This is a genomic window from Pelomonas nitida, from assembly GCF_043555975.1.
Classification (GTDB): domain Bacteria; phylum Pseudomonadota; class Gammaproteobacteria; order Burkholderiales; family Burkholderiaceae_C; genus Pelomonas; species Pelomonas nitida.
In genome coordinates, this window is record NZ_JBIGIA010000013.1 from 104336 (window position 1) to 129619 (window position 25284).

The 25284-nt window shown below is 69.0% G+C and carries 26 protein-coding genes and 1 tRNA gene; 19 read left to right on the plus strand and 8 right to left on the minus strand.

Features of this window, described 5'->3' with window-relative positions; genetic code table 11:
• Nucleotides 1–2 precede the first annotated feature (2 nt).
• From amaB to ACG00X_RS17125, 10 genes are all read left to right on the plus strand, one after another.
• Complete coding sequence (gene amaB / locus ACG00X_RS17080; protein WP_394489637.1) at nt 3–1514, plus strand: L-piperidine-6-carboxylate dehydrogenase; 1512 nt, start codon at nt 3–5, stop codon at nt 1512–1514.
• 54 nt (nt 1515–1568) lie between these two features.
• A tRNA-Leu gene (locus tag ACG00X_RS17085) sits at nt 1569–1653 on the plus strand.
• 325 nt (nt 1654–1978) lie between these two features.
• Nucleotides 1979–2320: an HU family DNA-binding protein gene (locus tag ACG00X_RS17090; RefSeq protein WP_394489639.1), complete on the plus strand. Its 342-nt coding sequence runs from the start codon at nt 1979–1981 to the stop codon at nt 2318–2320.
• Nucleotides 2321–2329: 9 nt separating this feature from the next.
• Nucleotides 2330–3361, plus strand: a complete 1032-nt coding sequence (locus tag ACG00X_RS17095) for a LacI family DNA-binding transcriptional regulator (RefSeq protein ID WP_394489641.1) — start codon at nt 2330–2332, stop codon at nt 3359–3361.
• A 197-nt stretch (nt 3362–3558) separates the two neighbouring features.
• On the plus strand, nt 3559–4917 hold the full coding sequence (locus ACG00X_RS17100; protein WP_394489643.1) for a GH1 family beta-glucosidase: 1359 nt from the start codon (nt 3559–3561) through the stop codon (nt 4915–4917).
• Between the two features lie 253 nt (nt 4918–5170).
• Nucleotides 5171–6460 carry a cyclic di-GMP phosphodiesterase gene (locus tag ACG00X_RS17105; protein WP_394489645.1) on the plus strand — a complete coding sequence of 430 codons (1290 nt, stop codon included), beginning with the start codon at nt 5171–5173 and terminating at the stop codon, nt 6458–6460.
• Nucleotides 6457–8595: a putative bifunctional diguanylate cyclase/phosphodiesterase gene (locus ACG00X_RS17110; protein ID WP_394489647.1), complete on the plus strand. Its 2139-nt coding sequence runs from the start codon at nt 6457–6459 to the stop codon at nt 8593–8595. Before ACG00X_RS17105 ends, ACG00X_RS17110 begins: the two co-directional genes overlap by 4 nt.
• Before the next feature lie 12 nt (nt 8596–8607).
• Nucleotides 8608–8952: a DUF1840 domain-containing protein gene (locus ACG00X_RS17115; RefSeq protein WP_394489649.1), complete on the plus strand. Its 345-nt coding sequence runs from the start codon at nt 8608–8610 to the stop codon at nt 8950–8952.
• A gap of 2 nt (nt 8953–8954) precedes the next feature.
• Nucleotides 8955–9596, plus strand: a complete 642-nt coding sequence (locus tag ACG00X_RS17120; protein WP_394489722.1) for a histidine phosphatase family protein — start codon at nt 8955–8957, stop codon at nt 9594–9596.
• A 177-nt stretch (nt 9597–9773) separates the two neighbouring features.
• A complete protein-coding gene (locus tag ACG00X_RS17125) occupies nt 9774–10790 on the plus strand; it encodes a porin (protein WP_394489651.1) in 1017 nt (338 codons plus the stop codon).
• A gap of 44 nt (nt 10791–10834) precedes the next feature.
• On the opposite strand, the gene ruvB is transcribed toward ACG00X_RS17125, so the two are convergent.
• The 4 genes from ruvB to ACG00X_RS17145 all read right to left on the minus strand — a co-directional run bounded on the left by ruvB (nt 10835) and on the right by ACG00X_RS17145 (nt 14724).
• Entirely contained in the window at nt 10835–11893 is a 1059-nt protein-coding gene (ruvB, locus tag ACG00X_RS17130) for a Holliday junction branch migration DNA helicase RuvB (RefSeq protein WP_394489653.1), read from the minus strand.
• A gap of 82 nt (nt 11894–11975) precedes the next feature.
• Nucleotides 11976–12545 carry a Holliday junction branch migration protein RuvA gene (gene ruvA / locus ACG00X_RS17135; protein WP_394489655.1) on the minus strand — a complete coding sequence of 190 codons (570 nt, stop codon included), beginning with the start codon at nt 12543–12545 and terminating at the stop codon, nt 11976–11978.
• A gap of 78 nt (nt 12546–12623) precedes the next feature.
• A complete protein-coding gene (locus ACG00X_RS17140) occupies nt 12624–13277 on the minus strand; it encodes a response regulator (protein ID WP_394489657.1) in 654 nt (217 codons plus the stop codon).
• Nucleotides 13278–13305: 28 nt separating this feature from the next.
• Entirely contained in the window at nt 13306–14724 is a 1419-nt protein-coding gene (locus ACG00X_RS17145) for a sensor histidine kinase (RefSeq protein WP_394489660.1), read from the minus strand.
• 89 nt (nt 14725–14813) lie between these two features.
• Here ACG00X_RS17145 and ACG00X_RS17150 point away from each other — a divergent pair, with 89 nt between their 5' ends.
• Complete coding sequence (locus tag ACG00X_RS17150; protein WP_394489662.1) at nt 14814–15782, plus strand: PhoH family protein; 969 nt, start codon at nt 14814–14816, stop codon at nt 15780–15782.
• 58 nt (nt 15783–15840) lie between these two features.
• On the plus strand, nt 15841–16338 hold the full coding sequence (ybeY, locus tag ACG00X_RS17155; RefSeq protein ID WP_394489665.1) for an rRNA maturation RNase YbeY: 498 nt from the start codon (nt 15841–15843) through the stop codon (nt 16336–16338).
• Here the strand turns inward: ybeY and ACG00X_RS17160 are convergent.
• Nucleotides 16292–17608 (minus strand): ATP-binding protein, encoded by a 1317-nt coding sequence (locus tag ACG00X_RS17160; RefSeq protein ID WP_394489667.1) that lies wholly within the window; start codon nt 17606–17608, stop codon nt 16292–16294. The genes ybeY and ACG00X_RS17160 overlap by 47 nt on opposite strands.
• Nucleotides 17609–17689: 81 nt before the next feature.
• Complete coding sequence (locus tag ACG00X_RS17165; protein ID WP_394489669.1) at nt 17690–18382, minus strand: response regulator transcription factor; 693 nt, start codon at nt 18380–18382, stop codon at nt 17690–17692.
• Nucleotides 18383–18807: 425 nt separating this feature from the next.
• Here ACG00X_RS17165 and ACG00X_RS17170 point away from each other — a divergent pair, with 425 nt between their 5' ends.
• The 3 genes from ACG00X_RS17170 to ACG00X_RS17180 are packed head-to-tail and all read left to right on the plus strand — an operon-like array spanning nt 18808 to nt 20329.
• Nucleotides 18808–19113 carry a hypothetical protein gene (locus ACG00X_RS17170; RefSeq protein WP_394489671.1) on the plus strand — a complete coding sequence of 102 codons (306 nt, stop codon included), beginning with the start codon at nt 18808–18810 and terminating at the stop codon, nt 19111–19113.
• Between the two features lie 25 nt (nt 19114–19138).
• On the plus strand, nt 19139–19474 hold the full coding sequence (locus ACG00X_RS17175; protein WP_394489673.1) for a cysteine rich repeat-containing protein: 336 nt from the start codon (nt 19139–19141) through the stop codon (nt 19472–19474).
• Between the two features lie 3 nt (nt 19475–19477).
• Nucleotides 19478–20329 carry a sterol desaturase family protein gene (locus ACG00X_RS17180; RefSeq protein WP_394489675.1) on the plus strand — a complete coding sequence of 284 codons (852 nt, stop codon included), beginning with the start codon at nt 19478–19480 and terminating at the stop codon, nt 20327–20329.
• 4 nt (nt 20330–20333) lie between these two features.
• Here ACG00X_RS17180 and ACG00X_RS17185 read toward each other — a convergent pair whose 3' ends face one another.
• Nucleotides 20334–21437: a magnesium transporter CorA family protein gene (locus ACG00X_RS17185; protein WP_394489677.1), complete on the minus strand. Its 1104-nt coding sequence runs from the start codon at nt 21435–21437 to the stop codon at nt 20334–20336.
• Nucleotides 21438–21441: 4 nt separating this feature from the next.
• Complete coding sequence (hemB, locus tag ACG00X_RS17190; protein WP_394489679.1) at nt 21442–22458, minus strand: porphobilinogen synthase; 1017 nt, start codon at nt 22456–22458, stop codon at nt 21442–21444.
• Nucleotides 22459–22789: 331 nt separating this feature from the next.
• Between hemB and ACG00X_RS17195 the strand changes: the two genes are divergently transcribed.
• Genes ACG00X_RS17195 through ACG00X_RS17210 form a run of 4 tightly spaced genes read left to right on the plus strand, consistent with a single transcriptional unit; the run spans nt 22790 to nt 25284 of the window.
• Entirely contained in the window at nt 22790–23218 is a 429-nt protein-coding gene (locus ACG00X_RS17195; protein WP_394489681.1) for a CopD family protein, read from the plus strand.
• 2 nt (nt 23219–23220) lie between these two features.
• Entirely contained in the window at nt 23221–24321 is a 1101-nt protein-coding gene (locus tag ACG00X_RS17200) for a VanZ family protein (protein ID WP_394489683.1), read from the plus strand.
• A 16-nt stretch (nt 24322–24337) separates the two neighbouring features.
• The gene (locus ACG00X_RS17205; RefSeq protein WP_394489685.1) at nt 24338–24664 is read left to right on the plus strand and encodes a (2Fe-2S) ferredoxin domain-containing protein; all 327 of its coding nucleotides are present in this window, start codon (nt 24338–24340) and stop codon (nt 24662–24664) included.
• Entirely contained in the window at nt 24661–25284 is a 624-nt protein-coding gene (locus tag ACG00X_RS17210; RefSeq protein ID WP_394489687.1) for an alpha/beta hydrolase, read from the plus strand. Before ACG00X_RS17205 ends, ACG00X_RS17210 begins: the two co-directional genes overlap by 4 nt.

Sequence of the window (25284 nt, forward strand, 5' to 3'; positions counted from 1 at the left end):
GCATGAAGCAACAAGCCCTCTCCCTCTTGGACGCGCTGGGCGTCCACCTGCCGGCCGCCGGTGACCTCGCCGTGCGATCGCCCATCGACGGCGCCGTCATCGCGCAACTCGCCACCGCCAGCAGCGCTGACATGCAGGCCGCCGTGGGCCGCGCGCATGAGGCCTTCAAGGCCTGGCGCGTCGTGCCGGCGCCCAAGCGCGGCGAGCTCGTGCGCCTGTTCGGCGAGGAGCTGCGCGCGCACAAGGCCCAGCTGGCGCAGCTCGTGTCGATCGAAGCCGGCAAGGTGACCAGCGAAGGCCTGGGTGAAGTCCAGGAAATGATCGACATCTGCGAGTTCGCCGTCGGCCTGAGCCGGCAGCTGCACGGCCTGACCATCGCCAGCGAGCGCCCGGGCCACCGCATGATGGAGCAGTGGTTGCCGCTGGGCGTCGTCGGCATCATCTCGGCGTTCAACTTCCCTGTCGCCGTGTGGGCCTGGAACTCGGCGCTGGCGCTGGTCGCCGGCGACGCCTGCGTCTGGAAGCCGTCGGAGAAGACGCCGCTCACCGCGCTGGCCACGCAAGCGCTGTTCGAGCGCGCCGTGAAGGCCTATCGCGCCGCCGGCCATGCGGCGCCTGACGGCCTGTCCGAGCTGATCATCGGCCGTGCTGATGTGGGCGAGGCGCTGGTGGACGATGCCCGCGTGGCGCTCGTGTCCGCCACGGGCTCCACGCGCATGGGCCGGGCCGTGGGCCCGCGCGTGGCGGCGCGCTTCGGCCGCTGCCTGCTGGAGCTGGGCGGCAACAACGCCATCATCGTGACGCCCAGCGCCGACCTGGACCTGGCGGTGCGCGGCATCCTGTTCGGCGCCTACGGCACGGCCGGCCAGCGCTGCACGACGACACGCCGCGTCATCGCGCACGAGAGCATCCATGACGCCCTCGTCGAGCGGCTTGACCGCGCCCGCGCGCAGCTGCCCATCGGGTCGCCGCTGGAGGCCGGCACGTTGATCGGGCCGTTGATCGACGCCCAGGCCTTCGAGGCGATGCAGGCCGCGCTGGCCGCTGCGCGCGAGCAGGGCGGTCAGGTGTCGGGCGGCGAACGTGCGCTGGCCGACCGCTTCCCCGGCGCCTTCTACGCGGTGCCCGCGCTGGTGCGCATGCCCGCGCAGACGGCGGTCGTCTGCCACGAAACCTTCGCCCCCATCCTCTACACGCTGAAGTACCGCACGCTGGAGGAGGCCGTCGAGCTGCAGAACGGCGTGCCGCAGGGGCTGTCGAGCGCGATCTTCACGACCGACCTGCGCGAGGCCGAGCGCTTCATGGGTGCCGCGGGCAGCGATTGCGGTATCGCCAACGTCAACATCGGCACCTCTGGCGCCGAGATCGGCGGCGCGTTCGGCGGCGAGAAGGAGACAGGTGGCGGCCGCGAGAGCGGGTCGGATGCCTGGAAGGCCTACATGCGCCGCACGACCAACACGGTGAACTACTCCAGCGAACTGCCGCTGGCCCAAGGCGTGAAGTTCGATATTTAAGCGAATTTTCTTGGAAGGCCTGAAAATTCAGGCTATACTGCGAGGCTCCTGAAAGCCCAGGTGGCGGAATTGGTAGACGCACTAGTTTCAGGTACTAGCGGGTAACTCCGTGGAGGTTCGAGTCCTCTCCTGGGCACCAAACAAGCAAAGGCCAGCACGCAAGTGCTGGCCTTTTTGCTTTGTGCCTCGCGCCGGCGAGGCAGCGGGTGGGTAACGGTCTGCAAAGTGTTCGTCGCACGGCCTTGCTGGCGCCGAGGCATGACTTCGGCGCCATGGCGGCACTTGCCGCGTTTTCTTCAGTGGCAGGGTCTTCGGGATGCCCGCAGATGTCGGTTTAGGCCCTGCACACAAACCGTGCATGCGGATGCATCGGCGATGAACACGGGGCTTCGCGTCGACGGTATGCGCCACAATCTCGGCCGCCCGAGTCGTTCGGGCGAGTTTTTCGACGAGACCCTCCCGCAATGAACAAGACCGATCTGATCGAACACCTGGCTGCCGAGCATGAACTGAGCAAGGCTGAAGCTGGCCGCATCCTCGAGACCCTGCTGGACGCCGTCGTCACCACCGTCAAGAAGGGTGGCGCCGTCTCGATCCCGGGCTTCGGCTCCTTCAAGCAGCACGCCCGCGCCGCCCGTAACGGCGTGAACCCCAGCACTGGCGCGAAGATCAAGATCGCCGCTGCCAAGCTGCCGAAGTTCACCCCGGGTGCCGGCTTCAAGGCTGCCGTGGACCCCAAGGCCGCTGCCAAGAAGGCTGCTGCCAAGCCGGCCGCCAAGCCTGCTGCCAAGGCCAAGAAGAAGTAAGACCCCGCTGTGAGCGCGCGCGGCAGCAGCCCCACCATCGTTGATGTCGCTCGCGAAGCGGGCGTGTCCATCAAGACTGTGTCGCGCGTGCTCAACCATGAGCCCGGCGTGCACGAGAGCACCCGGGAACAGGTGCTCAAGGTGGTGGAGGCGCTGCGCTACCGACCCAAGCAGTCGGCTCGCAGCCTCGCAGGCGGTCGGTCTTTCCTGATCGGCCTGCTGTATTACGACCCCAGTGCGATCTTCGTCGGCAGCGTCCAGCAGGGCGCCACGCTGCGATGCCGCGAGCTGGGTTATCACCTCGTCGTCGAGTCCTTGCACAACGATGCGCCCGACCTGCGCCAGCAGATCGACCGCATGGTGTTGGCCCTGCGGCCCGACGGCATGATCCTCACGCCGCCGCTGTGCGACAACCCCGAGGTGCTCGCGGCGCTGCGGGAAAGTGGCACGCCGTGCGTGCTGATGTCCCCGGAGCGTGACATCCGCGGCGTGCCCTCGGTGCGCATGGATGACGTCCATGCGGCCGAAGAGCTGACGAGCCTGCTGATCAAGCTCGGGCATGAGCGCATCGCGTTCATCAAAGGCCCGCCGGACCAGTCCGCCAGCGCGGCGCGTTATCAGGGCTTTGTCAGCGCGATGCGCGCCCACGGCCTCGAGCCCGATCTTGAACTCGTCCAGCCGGGTGATTTCAGCTTTGCCAGCGGCCGGGACGCCGCCCAGCAGTTGCTGAGCGGCCCAAAGCCGCCCACGGCGGTGTTCGCCAGCAACGACGACATGGCGTTGGGTGTGCTGGCCGCGGCGCATCGCCTGGGGCTGAATGTGCCCGCCGAACTGTCGGTCGTCGGTTTCGACGACTCCCCGACCGCGGCGCTCGTCTGGCCACCGCTGACCACCGTGCGTCAGCCCGTCGCTGAAATGGCGCGCACCGCGGTGGAAATGCTGGTGCAGGGGCATCGCGCCGAGGTGCCCGCCGACGATGCCGACCTGCACAAGGTGCTGGCGCACGAACTGATCGTGCGCGACTCGACGCGGGCGCGCTGACCCGCCGTTCGCCCCGCAGCGGGCGCGCAAGGCTTCCCGAGTCTGAGCCCGAGCCAGAAACCAAGTTCGGAAAGACACCGCTGTCATTTTGATTGACAACGCTGTCTTTTCTCGAGCAACATGGGCCTGCAACTTCATCAACCGGCGCGCTGGCCTACGAAGCTGCATCGCCAGCGCGCCCCAAGCCCTTTGCCGCCATGACGCTTCCCGATCTCGACCGTGTCGATTCCGCCGCCCTCGCGCAGGCATTTCCGCCCGACTTCCTGTGGGGCGTGGCCACCAGTGCCGCGCAGATCGAGGGCGCCGGCGCCGTGGACGGCAAGGGGCCGTCGATCTGGGACCAGTTCTGCCGCCAGCCTGGCCGCATCAACGATGGCTCCAACATCGACGTTGCCTGCGACCACTATCACCGCTACCGTGAAGACGTGTCGCTGATGAAAGGCCTGGGCCTGGACTGCTACCGTTTCAGCTTCGCGTGGCCGCGCGTGCAGCCGCTCGGCCAGGGCGCCTGGAACGAGGCCGGCTTCGGCTTCTATGACCGGCTCATCGACGAGCTGCTGCAGGCCGGGCTGCAGCCGCATGCCACGCTCTATCACTGGGACCTGCCGCAGGCGCTGGACGAAGGTCTGGGTGGCTGGCTGTCTCGCGACGTCGTGGCCCGCTTCGCCGACTATGGCGCCGAGATCGCCCGCCGATTCGGCGACCGCCTGGCCAGCATCGCCACGCACAACGAGCCCTGGTGCACGGCGACGCTGGGCTATGAGACCGCGCAGTTCGCGCCCGGCCACCGCAGCCGGGCCGAGAGCCTGCAGGTGTCTCACCACCTGATGCTGTCGCACGGCGACGCCATCCAGGCCATGCGCGCCGAGACCAAGACGCCCCTGGGCATCGTCCTTAACCACACGCCGGCCTTCCCCGCGACACCGACCGAGGCCGCCCGCCGTGCCGCACGCATCGACGACGGCTTGAACGTGCGCTGGTACATGGACCCGATCTTCCGCGGCGCCTATCCGCAGGACGCGATCGACCATGTGGGGGCCGATGCCCCCAAGATCGAGGCCGGCGATCTCGCGCGCATCCGGCAGCCGCTGGATTTTCTGGGCATCAACTTCTATACCCGCACGCTCTTTGCGGCGGACGGCACGACGGTCAAGGGGCCCGGCAAACGAGGCTTCACCGACATGGGCTGGGAGATCGTGCCGGAGGTGTTCTCCGCGCATCTCGTGCGGCTGGCACGCGAGTACAACCCGCCGCCGATGTTCATCACCGAGAACGGCATGGCCAACGCCGATCGCGTCGTCGACGGCCGCGTGCCGGACCACGCCCGCATCAGCTACCTGTCGGCTCATTTGCGGGCGCTGGCAACCGCGCTGCAGATGGGTGTCGATGTGCGTGGCTATTTCTATTGGAGCCTGCTCGATAACTTCGAGTGGAACTCCGGCTACGACAAGCGCTTCGGGCTGATCCATGTCGACTACGAGACGCTGGCGCGCCTGCCCAAGGACAGCGCCCGTTGGTATCGCGACTTCATCGACCTCCACCGCGCGCGCCGCTGAGCCGCCTCGGGCTGGCTGCGTCGGGCGCTCGCTCGGCATTCCTCCTCGTTTGCCCCGACTCAGGCTCGAGTGAGCGGTTGCATTCAGGCGCTAAGCTCTGCCTTGTGTCGCCCCAGGGGAATTTTTCCCGCACGGGAGGGGGCGTCTTATCGGCCAATACGACGTACAGAGCAGAAGGCAGGCTCAGGTTCTTCGGTCGCCGCGCCGAAAACAGGAGTCATGCCAAAGAGTGCCCGGGCGCGGGTTTGAGTGCATGCAGGACAGAACAACCGATCCGCTGATCGACGTCAGCCAACTGACCGTGGGGATGTTCATCCACCTGGATCTGGGTTGGATGTCGCATCCGTTTCCGCTGTCCAGCTTCAAGATCGCGTCCAGTGACCAGTTGCTGATCCTGCGTCGGCTCGGGCTGACGCAGGTGCGTTGGAGCCCCGCCAAAAGCGACCTGTCACTGCCCCCCGCACCGGCCGCCGAGGCGCCCGCCGCCACGTCGGCCGCTGCCGAGCCCGGCCCTGGGCCCAGCCCCGAGGAGATCGCCCGCGAAGCCCATCGCCAGGCGCTCCTGGCGCAGCGTGAAGCCCTGCGGCTGTGCGAGGCGCAGTACGGCGAGGCCGCCGCAGGTTTTCGCGTCGTCATGGATGCCGTCCCGACCGACCCTCACCGCGCCCGCGCCGAAGCCGAGGCGCTGACGGCCGCGCTGCTCGACAAGATGCTGGTCGAGGGTGACCTGAACATGCGCCTGCTCAACGAGGCGGCGGGCGACCGCAGCACCGCGCACGCGCTCAATGTCTGCATCATCGCGCTGCTGCTCGGCCGAGCCTTCGGGCTGAGCCGCGATGAGATGATGGACCTGGGCGTTGGCTCGCTGCTGCACGACGTCGGCAAGCTGGAGGTCGCCGCGCGGCTGAGGCATCGTGACGAGAGCTTCACGGCGGCCGAGACCCAGGCCTACCAGCAGCACGTGGCCAAGGGCGTGGCCATCGGGCAGAACATGGGGCTGGCGCCGGCGCCGCTGCTCATCATTGCGCAGCACCATGAGCACGCCGACGGCAGCGGCTTCCCGCAGCGCATCAACATGGACCGCATGAGCACCGGCGCCCGCATCGTTGCGCTGGTGAACCGCTTCGATGGCCTGTGCAACCCGTTGATCAGCTCCAAGGCCATGACGCCGCACGAGGCGCTGTCGCTGATGTTCGCGCAGGGCCGCAACCGTTTCGACGCGACGATGTTGAACGCCTTCATCCGCATGATGGGCGTGTATCCGCCGGGCTCCACCGTGCAGCTCACCGACGACCGCTACGCGCTGGTGGTGTCGGTCAATTCCGCGCGGCCGCTGAAGCCGCGTGTGATGGTGCATGACCCGAAGATTCACCAGGACGATGCCTTGGTGCTGAACCTCGAGGACATGCCCGACCTCGGCATCCGGCGCAGCCTGAAGCCCCAGCAGTTGCCGCGCGCGGCGCTGGAATACCTCAACCCGCGGGCGCGCATCGCGTATTTCTTCGATGCCGTGAACACGGCGCCCGGGGAGCTGGTGACGTGAACGCCAGCGGCGAGGCGAACTCCGCCCTGCCTCGCATCGCCGAGACATCTCCCGTGATCGGCGCGTTGCTCGAAGGGTTGCCCGATCCTGCCTGGCTGGTCGACGGTGCCAGCCTGACCGTCTGCGTCGTGAACCGACCGGCGCTGCGGCTGCTGGGCCTCAAGCCTGAGCGCGTGCTGGGGCAGCCGCCCTCGGCGCTGTGCGGCGCGCTCGAGGACGAAGCCTTCTGGCAGGGCGCCTGGCGCGACGCCACGGCCCGCCTTCGCTCCGACACGGTGCTGACGCACAGCGACGGCCAGCCGCGCTGGGTCAGCCGCAGCATCAGCCCCATTCACACGCCAGCCGGCGCTCACTACTGGCTCGTGCTGTTGCATGACCAGACGCGCCGCCGCCGCGCCGAAGCCGAGCGGGAGACGCTGTTGGCCGAACTGCGCGCCACGTTGGAGTCCACGGCTGACGGCATCCTCGTCGTGGACCTCGCCGGCCGTGTGCGCAGCTTCAACCGCCGCTTCGCCAAGCTGTGGGGCCTGCCCGGCGGGCTGCAGCACCAACCCGGCGACGGCGGCCTCTGGCCGAGCCTGCAGCGCTTCATGCGCGACGGCGAGCAATACCGCGCGCGCATCGACGCCTTGCTGGATGCGCCGTTGATGCGTTCGAGCGACATGCTGTGCCTGGCCGATGGCCGCGTGCTGGAGCAGGTCTCGCTGCCGCAGATGACGCGCGGCGAGCCGATCGGGCGGGTGTTCTCGTTCCGCGACCTCAGCGAGAAGCTGGCCGCCCACCAGCGCATCGAGGAGCTGGGTCGTTCCGACGTGCTGACCGGCGCGCCGAACCGGCGTGTATTGGCCGATCGCATCGAGCAGCAGATGGCAGCCGGTGGCGCGGCGCCAGCGCCCGGCGGCTTCGCGCTGCTGCACCTGGACCTGGACCGCTTCAAGCAGATCAACGACACGCTGGGTCAAAGCTACGGCGACCGCGTGTTGCGTGAAGTCGTCGAGCGGCTGCGGGCGGCCGTGAGGGACAACGACACGCTGTCGCGGTTGGGTGGCGATGAATTCGCGCTGCTCATCGACGGTGCGCAGATGGCCGAGGCCGAGGCCGCGGCACGGCGCGTCCAGCAGCTGCTGTCGGAGCCGTTCACGTTCGACACGCTCAGCTTCACCGTCACGGCCAGCTGCGGCATCGCGCTGTACCCGGGTGATGGCAGCACGTCTGACGAGCTGATGGCCAGCGCGGAGCGAGCGATGCACTGGGTCAAGGAAGGCGGCCGCGCGGGCTTTCGCTTCCATGTGCCGCGCCAGGAGGTGGACCTGCTGTCGCGCATGCGGCTGGATCACGACATGCGCAAGGCGCTCGCCGACGGGCACTTCCGTCTGCAATACCAGCCGCAGGTCGAACTGGGCAGTGACCGCGTCATCGGCGCCGAGGCGCTGATCCGCTGGCGCGACCCCCAGCGCGGCGAGGTTTCGCCGGCCGACTTCATCCCGCTGGCCGAGCAGAGTGGCTTTGTCGTCGCCATCGGCGAATGGGTGCTGCGCGAGGCCGTCGCGCAGGCCGTGCGCTGGCTCGGCCGTGGCCTGCGCATGCCGGTAGCCGTCAATGTGTCGGCGCTGCAGTTCCAGCAGGTGCATTTCGTCGACAGCGTGGCGGCCGTGCTGCGCGATGCCGGGCTGCCCGCCAGCATGCTGGAGCTCGAGCTGACCGAGGGCGTGCTGCTGGGCGATGCCGACGAGGGCCTGAAGCGCATGCAGGCGCTGGCGGCGCTCGGCGTCACGCTGTCCATCGACGACTTCGGTACTGGCTATTCCTCGCTGGGCTACCTGAAGCGCCTGCCCATCCAGCGCCTGAAGATCGACCGCAGCTTCGTCAAGGGCCTGCCCGGCGACGCCAGCGACTGCGGCATCGCCAACGCCATCGTGCAGATGGGCCGCGCGCTCGGCTTGCAGGTCATCGCCGAAGGCGTGGAGACCGAGGCGCAGCGCGACTTTCTGGCTCACGCCGGCTGCCACGAGTTCCAGGGCTTCCTGTATGCGCCCGCGCTGCGGCCCGAGGACTTCGAGCGGCGGGTGCGGCCGCGCCGCCATGTCGCCGATGCGGCCGTTTCCGGCTGGCTGGGCCTGGCCAGCAACGGCTGATCAAGGGCCGCCGTGCGGGCCCACAATGAGGCCATGCTGTACTGCTTCAAATCCAAGGCCGGCGCCGATGTGGTCATGCTGGCCGAATCCGGCGATGCGCTGCTACGTTTGATGGGGCGCCAGCCCGCGCCGCAGGGCATCTTCGAGTCTGCAGCGCTGCCCGCGCTCATCCAGAGCCTGGAGGCCGGTGTGGCGGCCGACGAGGCAGCGTTCCAGCAGGCGGTTGACGCAGCCAAGGCCGCCGGCGAGCCGGAGCCGCGGCGCCAGGGCGTATCGCTGCGCCAGCGCGCCTGGCCGCTGCGCGACCTGATGGCGCGCGCTCAGCGCGACGGCGTCGACGTGCTTTGGGGCGTCTGATGCTGGACGAGGCCACGCGCGTCATCCTCATCCGGCACGGCGAGACGACCTGGAACCGCGCCACGCGCATCCAGGGGCACACGGACATCCCGCTCAGCGCGTTGGGGCAGGCCCAGGCCGAGCGGCTGGCGCAGGCGCTTGCCGACGAATCGCTGACGGCCATCTACGCCAGCGACCTCAGCCGCGCGCGCCAGACGGCCGAGGCGGTGGCCCGCGTGCAGCGCTTGCCCGTGCGCACCGACGCCGGTCTGCGCGAGCGCGCCTTCGGCCGCTTCGAGGGGCTGAGCTGGGACGAGATCGCGCAGGCACACCCCGAAGACGCGCTGCGCTGGCGCCGCCGCGAGCCCGACTTCGCCGTCGGTGGTGGCGAGAGCCTGATCAGCTTCAGTGCGCGCTGCGTGGCCGCAGCGCAGCGTGTGGTGGCGGGCCACCCGGGCGAATGCATCGCCGTCGTCGCGCATGGTGGCGTGCTGGACTGCCTCTACCGCGCGGCAACGCGTACGGCGCTGGACGCGCCGCGCAGCTGGCAGCTCGGTAACGCCACGATCAATCGCCTGCTCGCGACAGCCGAGGGCTTCACCCTTGTCGGCTGGAACGACGACCAGCACCTGGCCGGTCTGCCGGACGACGACATCGCCAGCTGAGCTCAGCGCGCCGCAACGCGGCCTGACCGGCCGGATCTACGTACGATCCCTAAGCCGACTGTTGCGTCTACACATCGCCCTGCCGATGCCGGCAAAGTCGCTTCTATACTGATTTGCACTTGTTATCACAGGTAGGTCTGCGACCCGCCGTAACCCAGTCAACCGTAAAGGCTCACGATGAAGAAAACTGCCCTCGTTGCTGCCCTGGCCGCTGTCATGGCCACGCCCGCTTTCGCCCAAAGCTCCGTCACGCTGTGGGGCCGTCTGAACACGTCGGTGGAGAGCCAGAAGTTCGGCAACAAGGAGCGCACCGTTGCTGTGCAGAACAACTCTTCCCGCCTGGGCATGCGCGGCACGGAAGACCTGGGTGGCGGCCTGAAGGCTGGTTTCAACCTGGAGCACGGCTTCAACTCTGACACCGGTGCGGTGCAGACCTTCGGTGCTTCGTCCTCCACGTTCTGGTCGCGTCAGGCCAGCGTCGAGCTGAGCGGCTCGTTCGGTACCGTTCGCCTGGGTTCCTGGCTCCCGGACACCTACTTCTCGACGGTCGACCGCACCAGCAACCACAACCACGACACCGGCACCTCGTCGGACGCGCTGTTCTCCGATTTCGCCTTCGGCATCCGCACCAACAAGGTGGGCTACTTCTCGCCGACGGTGAATGGCTTCAGCTTCATCGGCGCAGTGCGTGCCGGTGAAGGCGCCGGCCCGAAGGGCTACGACATGTCGGTCAACTACGAAGCGGACGGCCTGCACATCGCCGGCACGTATGCGCAGTCCGGTGCCTACTACGGCACGGGCCGTATCGGCAGCGGCAACAAGCGCCAGACCTATGGCCTGGAAGCTGACTACGCATTCGGCCCCGTGCTGGTCACGGGTTACTTCCAGAGCGAGAAGGTCGACGGCTTCCGTACTCGCAACATCGGCCGGGTGTCGGCCATGTACACGGTGGGCCAGTCCGAATTCCACTTCAACATCGGTGGCACCAAGTCGGGCGGCGACTCTGCCAGTGCCAACGGCATGACCGGCGACAGCTTCCAAAAGGCCGGCGCGTCGCAGTGGACGCTGGGCTACAACTACAACCTCAGCAAGCGCACCAAGGTCTACGCGTTCTACACCGACATCGACCAGAAGCTGCCGAACAAGGCAGGCGACTTCGACTCGCTGGCTGTGGGCGTGCGCCACAACTTCTGATCCTCGCGGACCGGAAAAAGAAAAAGCGCCTTCGGGCGCTTTTTTCATGCCCCGAACAGGTCGGGCGAGTGCCGGTTGCCCGGTGGTGTGATGCCCAGATGGCGGTAGGCCGCGAGCGTGGCGATGCGCCCGCGCGGCGTGCGCTGCAGAAAGCCTTGCTGGATCAGATAGGGCTCGATGACATCCTCGATGGTGCCGGCCTCCTCGCCGATCGCCGCAGCGACGTTCTCCAGCCCGACCGGGCCGCCGTCGAAGCGGTGCACCACCGCTTCCAGGAACTTGCGGTCCATCAGGTCGAAGCCCTGCGGGTCCACGTCCAGCATGGCCAGCGCCTTGTCGGCGATGCCGGCGACGATGCGACCGTCAGCCTTCACCTCTGCGTAGTCGCGCACGCGGCGCAGCAGCCGGTTGGCGATGCGTGGTGTGCCGCGTGAGCGCCGGGCGATCTCGAGTGCGCCGTCGGCGTCGATCGGCGCGTTCAGCAGGCCGGCCGAGCGTGTGACGATGCGCTGCAGTTCGGCTGGGGTGTAGAACTCCAGCCGGGCCACGATGCCGAAACGGTCGCGCAGCGGGTTGGTCAACATGCCGGCGCGTGTCGTGGCGCCGACCAGCGTGAACGGCTGCAGGTCCAGTTTGATCGAGCGGGCCGCCGGCCCCTCGCCGATCATGATGTCGATCTGGTAGTCCTCTAGCGCCGGGTAGAGGATTTCCTCGACGACCGGGCTCAGCCGGTGGATCTCGTCGATGAACAGGACGTCGTTCTTCTCGAGATTCGTCAGCAGTGCCGCCAGGTCCTTGGGCTTTTCGAGCACGGGGCCGGAGGTCTGGCGCAGGTTCACGCCCAGTTCGGCCGCGATGATGTGCGACAGCGTCGTCTTGCCGAGGCCCGGCGGGCCGAACAGCAGCACATGATCGAGCGCCTCCTGGCGCTTTCGCGCCGCGCCGATGAAGATCTCCAGCTGCTCGCGGGCCTTGGCCTGGCCGACGTAGTCGTCCAGCAGTTTCGGGCGCAGCGCGCGTTCGAGGGCTTCCTCGCGGCTGGATTCCGGCGCCGCGCTGACGATGCGTGGCGCGGGGGCGAAATCGTCGGTCTGGATGCTCATGGCCGACCTTTCGCCGGGCCGCCCCAAGCAAGGTCGGCACCCGCTTGGGGGGGCGCGAACGGCGTGAGCGTGGGGGCGAGCATCATGACAGCTTCTTCAGCGCCAGCTTGATGCCCTCGCTGACGCCGACGTCGGACGGCAACGCCTTCAGCGCCGTGGCGGCATCCTTCTCGCTGTAGCCAAGGGCGACCAGGGCCTGCAGGATGTCGGCCTGGGCATCGTTGGCGACGGCCACCGGCAGCGCCAGGTCCGGTCCCAGCTTGCCCTTGAGCTCCAGCAGCAGCCGCTCGGCCGTCTTCTTGCCGATGCCCGGCACCTTGGTCAGCCGGCCGATCTCCTGGCGTGACACGGCTTGCGCCAGTTCGGCCACGGACAGGCCCGACAGCAGGCCCAGCGCCATCTTCGGGCCGACACCGCTGATCTTGATGAGCTGGCGGAAGGTGCTGCGCTCCTCGTGCGTGAGGAAGCCGAAGAGCTGATGGGCATCTTCCCGCACGGTCAGGTGGGTCAGCAGCACGGCGCGCTCGCCCAGACCGCCCAGGTTGAAGAAGGTGCTCATGGGCACGTCGACTTCGTAGCCGACGCCGGCCACGTCGATGACCACCTGGGGCGGGGTTTTCTCGGCGATGACGCCGCTGAGTCTTCCGATCATGGCCCGATTATCCGGGCCTGTTCTGAATCGGTTGAGGACGGAGCTGCGCGCTGCGCACGCAGGTCCATCCCCGAACCATCAGTTCCTGCCGAACAGCCCGAGGCGCTGGGCTTCCAGCGCGGCCTCGGCGCGCGAACTCACATTGAGCTTGCGGTAGATCTGCTTGACGTAGTCGGCGATGGTGTGGCGCGACAGGCCCAGCTGCACGCCGATCTCCGGCAGCGTGAAGCCCTTGGCCACACGCAGCAGCACTTCGGTCTCGCGCTCGGTCAGCGACACCTCGTGCAGCAGCGTGGAGGTGGGCTTCTTCACCTGGGCGGCGAAGTAGGCGATGACCTTGCGCGCGATCGAGGGCGACAGCGGCGGTTCGCCCTGGCTCATGCGCTGCAGCTGCTCGACGAGCAGTTCGCGCGACTGCTCCTTCAGCAGGTAGCCGAAGGCGCCGGCCTGCAGCGCCGGGAACAGGTGCTCGTCGTCGTCGTGGATGGTGACGATGACCGACTGCACCTCGGGTTGCTTCTCGCGCAGCGCGGCGATGACGTCGACGCCCGAGCCGTCGGGCAGGCCAAGATCCAGCAGCGCCAACGTGAAGCGCTGGGTGTTGACGAGGGCCAGCGCGTCCTGCACGCGCGAGCATTCGGTGATCTGGGCGTTTGCGAACACCTGCTTGACCAGGGCCTTGAGCCAGGCGCGGATCTCCGGAATGTCTTCGAGCAGCAGGATGTGGTTCATGGGGGGACCTCGGGAAGCTAGGGAGAACTCAGAGCGGGATGGTCAGGCGAATGACAGTACCCCAGCCGGGACCGGATTCGACCAGGCACTGGCCATGCATTTGCTTGGCGCGTGATTTCATGCTCGCCATGCCGTGACCGCGGTCCAGTCGACCGTCCAGTCCCAGCGGAATGCCTTGGCCGTTGTCCTGGATGGTCAACACGAAATAACCATCCAGCACATTGCTGGAGATCGTCGCGGTCGTGGCGCCGCTGTGCTTGATGATGTTGGAGACCGATTCGCGCAGGATGCGCGTCGTCTGCACATAGGAGCGGGCCTGGAAGGTGTGTTCGATGTCTTCGGACGGCGACTTCCACTCGGCCAGGATATTGGCCTGCCCGAGCCGAGACACCACCTCGGCCCGCCAGTCTCCCAGCGCATCGATGAGATGGACGGGCTTGCCCGTCAGCCCTCGCACGGACAGCCGCATCTCCTCCAGCGCCTCGCGGGCCAGCGTGGAGATGCGGTCCGATTCGCTGGTGTGCACGATGGTCAGCAGCTTGGCGCCCAGGTCGTCGTGCAGGTCGGCGGCGATGCGCTTGCGCTCACGCTCGGTGACCTGCTCCAGCTTCTGTTCGGCCAGCAGGTTGTGGCTGCGCTCCATGTCGGCAATGCGGTCGGCCATGCGCTGCTCCAGCGCTGCTGCGCGCTTCTCGGCATCCGCGCGCGCCTGGGCGACGCTGCCGACGATCTGCAGCCCCAGGCCCAGCATCAGCAGCGGCAGCAGCAGGCTCAGCCACGGCGACGCCGTCCACCACAACGGCTCGTTGACGCTGACCAGGCTCATCTCGGTCAGCAGCGCCACCATCGTCGGCAGCATCAGCAGCGCCATGACATGGAACTCGCGCCGCAATGCGCCGTCCGGCGTGACCCGCAGTCGCTGCTGCCGCAGCCGCAGCGCCCAGCCCATCGCGGCCACCAGCTCCAGGCCCAGTACCGCATGCCAGACGGTGGCGAGCACGCCGACCTGGCCGCCCGTCAGCAGCAGGCTGGCCGGCACGACCAGGCACTGGATCAGCAGCGCGTGGTCCAGCCAATTGCGCCGCCAGTGCATCTGGCGCAGCAGGTATTGCACGCCACACAGCACCAGCAGCGTCATCAGCAGCGGGCGCAGCCCGGCGACGCCGGGGGCGGCCGTGGCGCGCAGCACCACCCAGCTCAGCATCATGCCGACCAGGAAGATGGCCGGCCGTTCGCGATGGTGGTGGCTGGACACCAGGCCTACGACGGTGGCCATCAGCGCCAGCATGGCCGCGAGCCAGGCATGCAGCGTGGCGGCCCAGTAGAGGCTGGCTGGATTCGGCGCCTGGGCCTGGGCGACCAGCGGGCCCAGCAGGAGGCCGACAGTCAGCAGGAGAGGGGGGAGGCGTCGGGCCAGGGCGGCATCCGGCGCGGGCGACGGCTTCATGGAGCGCGATTGTGCGGGACACCTGGCCTCATCGGCGCCGGGGAATGCACCAGCGACAATGGCCGCCGCCGATATTTCCGCGCCCCAACGTGATCCTGCGCTTCGCTTTCGAACCCGTCGACAACTCCCGCCTGGCCCGCGTCTGCGGCAGCCTGGACGCGCATCTGCGCGAAATCGAGGCCGCGCTGGGGGTGAAGATCTCGCGCCGTGAGGGCGAGTTCCGCATCAACGGCGCGCGCGCGGCGGCCGAGCGCACGCAGTCGCTGCTGGAGGCCTTGTACGAACGGGCGCGCCGCCCCTTGCCGGCAGAGACGCTGCAGCTCGCGCTGGTCGAGGCTCAGGCGCCGGAGCCGGCCGGGCCTGCCAAGGCGGGTGACGACGGGCCGTTGGTGCTGCGCACGCGCCGTGCCGACCTGTCCGCCCGCACACCACGTCAGCACCAGTACCTGCAGCAGATCCTGTCGCACGACATCACCTTCGGCCTCGGCCCGGCCGGCACCGGCAAGACCTTCCTGGCCGTAGCCTGCGCCGTCGACGCGCTGGAGCGCGCCGCCGTGCAGCGCATCATCCTGACCCGCCCGGCCGTGGAGGCCGGCGAGCGCCTGGGCTTCCTGCCGGGAGACCTGACGCAGAAGGTCGACCCCTATCTGCGCCCGCTCTACGACGCGCTGTACGACCTGCTGGGCTTCGACCGCGTCACCAAGGCCTTCGAGAAGGGGCAGCTGGAAGTGGCGCCGCTGGCCTTCATGCGCGGCCGCACGCTGAACCATGCCTTCGTCATCCTCGACGAGGCGCAGAACACCACGCCCGAGCAGATGAAGATGTTCCTGACTCGCATCGGCTTCGGCAGCCGCTGCGTCGTCACCGGCGACACCAGCCAGATCGACCTGCCGCGCGGCGTCATGTCGGGCCTGATCGATGCCGAGCGTGTGCTGGCCAAGGTCAAGGGCATCGCGATGACGCGCTTCACCAGCACCGACGTCGTGCGCCACCCGCTGGTGGCCCGCATCGTCGAGGCCTACGAAGCCCGCGCCAAGCGCGAAGCGAGAGAAGCATGAGCGCAGCGCCGCGCCGGCTGGCTGCGGCCCGGCGGCGCGGCGCGCGAAGAGAACACCCATGACCACGAAACCCGAACTGAGCCTGTCCCTGCAATTTGCCGACCCGCGCCACCGCGCGCTGCTGCCGCGCCACAAGGTGCAGCGCTTCATCCGCGCGGCGCTGGAGCTGCCGGGCGAGATCGCGGTGCGCATCGTTGACGCCGAGGAAGGCTGCGCGCTGAACCGTGACTACCGAGGCAAGGACTACGCGACCAACGTGCTGACCTTCGACTACAGCCACGAGCCGGTCGTCGGCGCCGACCTGGTCATCTGCGCCGAGGTCGTCGAGAAGGAAGCCGCCGAGATGGGCATCCCGGTGCTCGACCATTACGCCCACATGCTGGTCCACGGCACGCTGCACGCGCAGGGCTATGACCACGAGGAAGACGACGAGGCCGAGTGCATGGAGGCGCGCGAGAGCGAGCTGATGCTCGCGCTGGGCTTTGCCGACCCCTACGCGGCGCGCGCCGTCAAGCCGAAGGCGAAGACGCAGGCGAAAGCGGCCAAACGACGCTGATGCGCTGACCCTGGGCGTCGCGCGCGAACACGAGCCGCGCGCCCAGCCGCGTCGCCACCTGGCGGACGATGGCCAGGCCCAGGCCGCTGCCCGCCTGTGTGCGCGCACTGTCGCCGCGCCGGAAGGCTTCCTGCAGCGCCTCCAGCTGGTGCGGCGCCAAGCCGTCGCCGGCATCTTCCACGGTCAGCGACGGCGGTGAGGCCGTCACGGTCACCCGCACCGGCGGGCGGCCATGTTTGAGCGCGTTGTCCACCAGGTTGGCGATCAAGCGCTCCGTCAGCAGCAGGTTGGCCCTGGGGATCTCCAGCGTGGCCGGCGTGGCGACGTCCAGCTGTGCGGCCGGCCGCTCGAAGCTGGCCACCACGGCGCGTGCCGCCGCCGCCAGGTCCACGGTCACGTCGCAAGGCAGTTCGCCCGCGCGCACGAAATCCAGAAAGCTCTCGATGAGCCGGTCCGCCTCGTCGACATTGCGCGTGATGACGTCGCGCCGTTTCGCCACGGTCGGGGCTTCGGGCAGCAGCTCGGCCGCCATGCGGATGCGGCTCAGCGGGCTGCGCAGATCGTGCGACACGCCGGCCAGCAGCAGCGCGCGTTCGCGCTCGTGGCGCTGCCAGCGCGCCAGCAGCTCGGCGTAGGCGGCGTCGATGGCCGCCACTTCGGGCGGCTGGTCGACGACGCTGGCGGCGACGTACGGGGCACCGGGCTGCTGGCCTTCGATGCGGCGCCGCAGGCCTTCCAGCGGCCGGGCCAGTCGCCGTGCGGTGTGCCAGCTCAGGCCCACCACCAGCGCGGCCACCAGCGCCAGGGCCAGCAGCGTGCGCTGCGACCATTCCGGCGCCACCGCCTGCCCGGCCACGCCCAGCCACAGCGAGCGCCCGTCGGCGGTCTGCACAGCCAGCCAGATCCGCGTCTGCCGGCGCGCCAGCTCGATGCGCAGCTCCGTCACCGGCACGCCGTTGGCCCGCAGCGCCTCCTGCAGCGCGACGAAGCGCGGCGCCAGCGGCGACGTGCGGCGCGCCGTTTCGGGCGGGGCGCTGCGTTGCTCGACCGTGCCGACCGACGAAACGGGCGGCGGCCCGAGGCCGGCAGCGGCCAGCAACTGGGGCGCCCAGGCCTCGGCATACAGGCGCGCGATGGTCACGTTGCGCTCCACGTAGAACAGCACCCAGATCACCAGCCCCAGGCCGATGACCAGGCCCAGTTGCGCGCGCAGCAGCCGGGTGAACAGGCTGGCGCTGCCGCGCCGCCGGGCAGGTCGCTCAGCGGTCATGTCGCACCTGCATCCGGCCCGCGATGACGGTGGGGCGGCGACCCGACGCGCCGGCGTCCAGCGACGAGGCGGAGGCCAAGGTCACCGGGCGACGAAGACATAACCCTCGCCGCGCACGGTGTCTATCCAGTCGCGGCCCGGCGCGGCTTCGGCCAGCTTGCGGCGCAAGCGCGCCACCTGCACGTCCACCGTGCGGTCCAGCGGCCGGTAGCTGCCACTCTGCACCGCCTCGCTGAGCGCCTCGCGGCCCAGCGCCTGGCCGGCCGCGCGCGCCAGCGCGAGAAGCAGCTTGTATTCCACGCTGGTCAGCGGCACGGCGCTGCTGCCGGCCAGCACCTCGCGCTTCAGCAGGTCGATGGTCAGGCCGTCGAAGCGCAGTTGCGTACTGCCGTCCGCCCGCCCGGGAGCCTGGCGGCGCAGCAGCGCGCGCACGCGGGCCACCAGCTCGCGGGGCTCGAAGGGCTTGGGCAGGTAGTCGTCGGCGCCGATCTCCAGGCCCAGCACGCGGTCCAGCGGGTCGCCGCGTGCCGTCAGCATGATCAGCCCCAGCCCTTCGTGGGCGCCGCGCCAGCGCCGGCACAGATCGAAGCCGTTGGCGTCGGGCAGCATCACGTCGAGCAGCACGGCGTCGGGGCGCCAGTCGTCCAGCGCACGTTCGCCGTCGCCGCCGGTCAGCACGCCGCGCACCTCCCAGCCTTCGCGCACCAGCAGCTCGCCCACCATGTCGGCCAGTTCGGCGTCGTCGTCGACGATGAGCACGCGGGGCTTGTTCATGCGGCGCAGTTTAGGAGGCTGTCGGGCTTTGGGCCTGGAGCGCGCCGGGGCGAGTTGCGGGGCAAGGCAAGGCGCCGACGAGGCGTGGGATGTGCCCCCACAACGAGTCGGCAACGCCGAATTGCCCCGCAAATCGCCCCGGCCCCTGGGGTTGGGCCTGCAAGGGGGCTGATCCGTCGTTGCAAATGCTCGCTGGACATCGAGTCCAGCTCCGCTTTGCGCCTCGGCTGAGCCCCCTTGCAGGCCCAACGCGCTCCAGGCCCAAAGCCCGACAGCCTCCTAGGGGCCGGTCTGGCACGGTGACCCGAACATTTCAAGGCTGTCGCATTTCGTCGCGCAGCGTGGCCAACCGGGCGGGGGCGCGGGCGTTCAATGACGGCAAGCGCTTGTTGACCGTCCCCCACCTTCCATTTCAGGAGTTCCCCATGACCCAGTCCGCCTCCCTCCTCGCCCTCGCGGCGGCCGCCGCCCTGTTGATGACGGCCAGCCTGCCGGCCGAAGCCGGCCGCCTGCGCCAGACCAGCGTCACGGGCCCGCAGGGCAAGACCGCCACCCGCACCGTGGCCCGCGACCATGGCGATGTGCAGTCCGGCGTCACCGGTCCGAACGGCAAGACGGCCAGCCGCGTCGTCGATCGTTCGCCCGGCCAGACGACGGCCACCGTCACCGGCCCGAATGGCCAGAGCGTGACGCGCACCTCGACCCGCAGCACGACGTCGCCGCAACCCTGAGCACCGTCCATCCAAGGAGCCTGCCATGAAGATGTCCACCCTGACCACGCTGTCGGTGCTGCTCGCCGGCCTGCTGGGCGCCGGCACCGCGCTGGCCGCGGACCGCGAAGCGGCCCAGGCCTGCCGGGCCGACTTCAAGAAGTTCTGCGATGGCGTGCGCCCCGGCGGTGGCCGTGGGGCCCAATGCCTGAAGCAGCACGAGGCCGAGCTCAGCGAGGGCTGCAAGACGGCCATGGCCGGCGCTGCACGCTGCGTTGAGAAGCTGCGCGAAGTCTGCGGCAGCGCCGGTGACGCCGAGGCGCGCAAGGCCTGCGCGAAGGCGCATGCCTCCGAGCTGGGCGGCTGCAAGGACGCGGGCTGACCCATGGCGGCCGCCCTGCCGATCGAGCAGCGCCCGTGGCTGCTGCTGCTGCTGGCCTTCGTGCTGGTGGTCGCCGTGCTGGAGGGGCTGGTGCGCAGCTTCTGGCTGCGCCAGGCCTACGACTGGCGGGCGTTCGCGACGTCGCTGGGCGATGTGGTCGGGCGGCGGGCGGTCGATGCGCTGGGCCTCTCGGTCGCGCTGCCGGTGCTGGCCTTCGTGCACCGGCATCGCCTGACCGAGCTGCCGCTGAGCACGCCGCAGGCTTTCGCGCTGCTCTTCGTGGGGCAGGAGTTCTGCTACTACTGGTACCACCGCTGCGCGCACCGCAGCGCATGGTTCTGGGCGTCGCACTGCGTGCACCACTCGCCGCGCGAGCTGACGCTGGCGGCGGCGCTGCGCCTGGGCTGGACCGGCAAGCTGACCGGCACGACGCTGTTCTTCGCGCCGCTCGTGTGGCTGGGCTTTCCCGTCAACGCCGTGCTCGCGACGTTGGCGCTGAACCTGCTGTATCAGTTCTGGCTGCACGCGCCCTGGCTGCCGCGCCTCGGGCCGCTGGAATGGGTGCTGAACACGCCCGCGCATCACAGCGTGCATCACGCCTCCAATGCCGAATACCTGGACTGCAACTACGGCGGCGTGCTGATCGTGTTCGACCGGTGGTTCGGCACCTTTGTCGAGCGACGTGACGACGTGCCCATCCGCTACGGCCTGACCGAAGCGCTGGACACCTACAACCCACTGCGCATCAACGCCCATGGCTGGCGCCAGCTCGGTCGCCGGCTGCGCGCCGCCCGGGGGCTGCGTGGCTGGCTGGTCGCCTTGTTCGGCCCGCCCGGCGAGCCGGCGGGCGGCTGAGCGCTCAGCGGCTCGTCAGGTAGCGCTTGCGGCGGAAGATGAACCACAGGCCGCAGGCCACGGCCAGCATCAGCAGCGCCGCGTCCCAGAAACCGCCACCGTTGTGGATCAGCGGCATCACGTCGAAGTTCATGCCGAAGATGCCGGTGATGAGGTTCAGCGGCAGGAAGATGGCCGTCAGCACGGTCAGCGTGCGCATGATGCTGTTGGTGCGGTGGCCCAGCGCGCTGAAGTGCATCTGCACGGCGGACTCGGCCGACGACTCCAGCCGCCGCACATGCGTCAGCACGCGCTCCACATGCTCCAGCACGTCACGCGAGCGCACGCGCAGCAGCTCGCGTTCGCGCGTGACCTGCGGGTCGCCGTCCGCCGGCCACTCGTCCAGCGCGTCGATCCACTCCTGGATGGCACTGCGCTGGTCCTCGCAGGTGTCTTCCAGCCGGTGCAGCGCGTCGCGGCTTTCCAGCAGCAGCGGCCAGTCGGCGAACTCGCTGTTTTGGTCCAGCAGCACACGCTGCAGCGTGCCGAGCTGGCGCGTCAACAGGCGGCGCAGCTCCAGGTAGCTGTCCACCATGTGGTTGACCATGCGCAGCATCAGGTCGGCCGGGCTGGCCGGCAGCCGGGCGCTGCCGCGTGCCGGGGCCTTCTCGCGGCCTTCGATCAGCCGATCGAGCTTGTGTGCGAAGAACTCGCGCACCTGGCAGTCGGTGGGGTGCACGGTGATCAGCACGCGGTCGAACACCGCAAAGCCCACCGGGCTGGTGTCGATGGCGCGCAGCGCCCGCTGCGCCGAGGCCAGCGTGCCGTGCTCGTCGTCGACGAACAGGTCCTGGCTGCCCGGCGCGGCGGCCAGGCGCCGGAACACCAGCATGTCGTACCAGGACGTGTAGTCGAAGTGCGAGGGCAGCTGGTTGTTGATCAGGTCCGAGATGTGCAGGTCGACGATGTTGCCGCAGCCCCAGCGCGCCAGCGTCTGCTGCAGCGCCGGCTCGCCGACCTCGAACACGCGCCGGCCGTAACCCACCCACAGGAAGCCGCGCGCGGGCAGGGCCTCGGGCAGTTCCGACAGCTCGCGAAAGCTGTCCGGCTCGATGTGGAAGATCCGCACGGGATCAGGCCTTCTTCAGCAGCCGCGCGGCGTCCAGCGCGAAATAGGTCAGCACGCCGTCGGCGCCGGCGCGCTTGAACGCCAGCAGCGACTCCATCATGACGGCATCGTGATCCAGCCAGCCGTTCATGGCGGCGGCCTTCAGCATCGCGTACTCGCCGCTGACCTGGTAGGCGAAGGTCGGCACGCCGAACTCGTCCTTCACGCGGCGCACGACGTCCAGGTAAGGCATGCCGGGCTTGACCATCACCATGTCCGCACCCTCGGCCAGGTCGGTCGCCACTTCCCGAAGCGCCTCGTCGCTGTTGCCGGGGTCGACGTAATAGGTGTTCTTGTCGGCCTTGCCCAGCGCGCTCTTGGAGCCGACCGCGTCGCGGAACGGGCCGTAGAAGCCGCTGGCGTACTTCACGCTGTAGGCCATGATGCGGGTGTGGATGTGCCCGGCGCGCTCGAGAGCCTGGCGGATGGTGCCGATGCGGCCGTCCATCATGTCGCTGGGCCCCACCATGTCGGTGCCGGCGTCCGCCTGCGTCATCGCCTGGCGCACCAGCAGCTCGACGGTGGCGTCGTTCATCAGGTAGCCGCTCTCGTCGGGCAGGCCGTCCTGCCCGTGGCTGGTGTAGGGGTCCAGCGCCACGTCGGTTAGCACGCCCAGCTGCGGGAAGCGCGACTTCAGCGCCCGCACGGCCCGTGGAATCAGGCCGTTGGGGTTGAACGCTTCCGAGCCGTCCACGGTCTTCAGGTGGGGCTCGATGGCGGGGAACAGCGCGATGACCGGGATGCCAAGCTGGACGGCCTCGTCGGCAGTGCGCAGCAGCAGGTCCAGGCTCATGCGGGAGACGCCCGGCATCGACGCGATGGGGGTGGCCAGGTTCTCGCCCTCGTGCACGAACACCGGCAGGATCAGGTCGCTGGCTGACAGCGAATGCTCGCGCACGAGGGCGCGGGTGAAGGCATCGCGGCGCAGGCGGCGGGGGCGAGCGGCAGGGAAAGCGGCGGGAGTCAGGAGCGAGCGGGCCAAGGTGGAGTCCTCAAACTGCAGGGGCAGCGGCCCGGCGCGTGATGGACAACACATCCCGACATCACTTATTCGTGACGTCACCGCTCAAGCGCGCTAAACTAGTCTGCGAATGATAGCCGCAAGGTTGTTGTTCCCTGCTTTTCCTCCCTGAGCAGGAGCCTTAGCGTGATGACAGCGATAAGGCTTTGCGGCCCCGGCTTTTTAGCCGGGGCTTTTTTCTTTCTGGGCTGCCGCGAGCAAGTCGGCGTGGCCTCATCCCATCGGCAAGTCCGCCCGCTGGCGCAGCCGGCCTTGACTTGGGCCAGTCTGCTCGCTGCCCATAATGGCCGCCATGCTCTGGGTCAAAGCCTTTCACATCGTCTTCGTCGCCGCCTGGTTCGCCGGCCTGTTCTACCTGCCGCGGATCTTCGTGAATCTGGCCACGGTGCCGGCCGACAGCCATGCCGAGCGTGAGCGCCTGCTGCTGATGGCGCATCGCCTTCATCGCTTCAGCAGCATCCTGATGGGCGTGGCGCTGCTGCTGGGCCTGTGGGCGCTGTTCGGCTGGGGCGCCAGCCGCTTCGCCGGCAGCTACTGGCTGCACGTCAAGATGCTGCTGGTGGTGGCCGTGATCGGTTATCACCACATGAACCGCCGACTGCTGCGCAGCTTCGAGGAGCTGGCCAACCGTCGCAGCCATCGCTGGTTCCGCGTCTACAACGAGGTGTCGGTGCTGCTGTTCGCAGCCATCGTCGTGCTGGTGACGGTCAAGCCCTTCTGACCGTGCGCCACCGGCAGAGTTCCGCCACGTGGCTGCTGCTGGCCCATATCGGGCTCATCAGCTACGCCAGCCTGTACCCGTTCTGGCCGTGGCGCTGGCCGCCCGGCATGGACATGCCGTGGCTGTTCGGCCTGCGCTGGCCGCCGCAGTTCTATGCCTACGACCTGGAGGCCAACCTGATTGGCTACATCCCGCTGGGCCTGCTGGGCTTTGCGGCGGGGATGCGCTCGGGCTGGGGGCTGCGGGCCTCGCTGCTGTTCGGCTTGCTCCCCGGGCCGGTGGTGTCGTTCCTGATGGAGACGATGCAGTTCTTCCTGCCGGGGCGGGTGCCGTCGCTGTCGGACTGGGCATTGAACTCGGCCGGCAGCACGCTGGGCGTGCTGGCGGGTGTGCTGCTCAACGCCGTGGGCGGGCTGCGGCGCTGGGAGGACTTGCGTGACCACTGGTTCGGCGCCAGCAGCGCGCCAGCGCTGGCCCTGCTGGCGCTGTGGCCGTTGGCGCTGCTGTATCCGACGCCTTTGCCCTTCGGTCTCGGGCAATGGCTGCCCTGGTGGCGGGAGACGCTGCTGGACAGTCTCGAAGGTACGCCGTGGGCCTTGAATTGGGGGGAGTCGGTCGTCGTGGAGCGCGAGTTGCCGCCTGGGTTGCAGGCGCTGGCCATCGGGCTGGGGCTGGTCGCGCCTGTGCTGCTGATGGTGGTCGTGGCTCGGCCTGGCCCGCGCCGCCTGGTGTTGGCTGCCGGCGCGGTGTTCCTCGGCCTGGCCGGCACGGCGACGGCGACGGCGATGGCATTCGGGCCCGAGCACGCCTGGGCCTGGCTCAGCGAGGCCACGCGGCCGGGCGTGGGGCTGGGCATCGTGCTGTCGTTGCTGGCCTGCCTGCTGCCGTCCCGCGTGGCGGCAGCGTTGGGGCTGTTCGCGTTGTGCGCGCTGGTGGGCTTGATCAGTGTTGCGCCCAGCGACCCTTACCTGACCTTGAATCTGCAGGCCTGGGAGCATGGCCGCTTCGTCAACCTCTATGGTCTGACGCGCTGGGCGGCCTGGACGTGGCCGTTCGCGGCGCTCGTCTGGCTCGCGGCGCGGCTGGTCCAGAAATCGCGCTGAGCGAGAATCCGGGGCGATGAGCTACTACCAGCGCCACCTCTTCTTCTGCCTGAACCAGCGCGCCAACGGCGAGTCCAGTTGCGGCGACCACGATGCCCAGGGGGCTTTCGACCACTGCAAGGCCCGCGTGAAGCAGCTGGGCCTGGCGGGCAAGGGCGGCGTGCGCGTCAACAAGGCTGGCTGCCTGGACCGCTGTGCGGGCGGCCCCGTTGCCGTCGTCTACCCGGAGGCCGTCTGGTACTCGTGGGTGGATCAGAGCGACATCGACGAGATCGTCGAAAGCCATCTGCGCGACGGCAAGGTTGTCGAGCGCCTCGTGCTGCCGGACAGCGTCGGCCGATGAACGCGCAGACGGAAAAGCGCCTCGTCGCCGGCCCGGCCGGGCAGATCGAGGTCGCCATCGACCTGCCCGCTGGCGGCGCCACGCCGGTGGGCACCGCACTCATCTGCCACCCCAACCCGACGCAGGGCGGCACGATGGACAACAAGGTCGTGCAGACGCTGGCCCGCGCCTTCATCCAGCTCGGCTGGCGTGCGGTGCGCTTCAACTTCCGCGGCATCGGCAAGTCCGAGGGCGGCTGGGACGAAGGCCGCGGTGAGGTGGACGACGCGCTGGCCGTGCTGGCCGCCGTGCACACGCCGGGCGAGGCCTTCGTGCTGGCCGGCTTTTCCTTCGGCGGCTATGTGGCCTCGCGTGTCGCCCAGCGCGTCCAGACGCCGGCCCAGCGCCTCGTGCTCGTCGGCCCCGCCACCAGCCGCTTTGATACCGCCCCCGTGCCGGCCGACACCGTGGTCATCCACGGCGAGGTCGACGACGTTGTGCCACTCTCGTCCGTGCTCGACTGGGCGCGGCCGCAGAGCCTGCCGGTCACCGTCGTCCCCGGCGTGGGCCATTTCTTCCATGGGCAGCTGCCGCTGCTCAAGTCTCTTGTGGTGCGCGCGTTCGACCCCACCAAGGTCTGA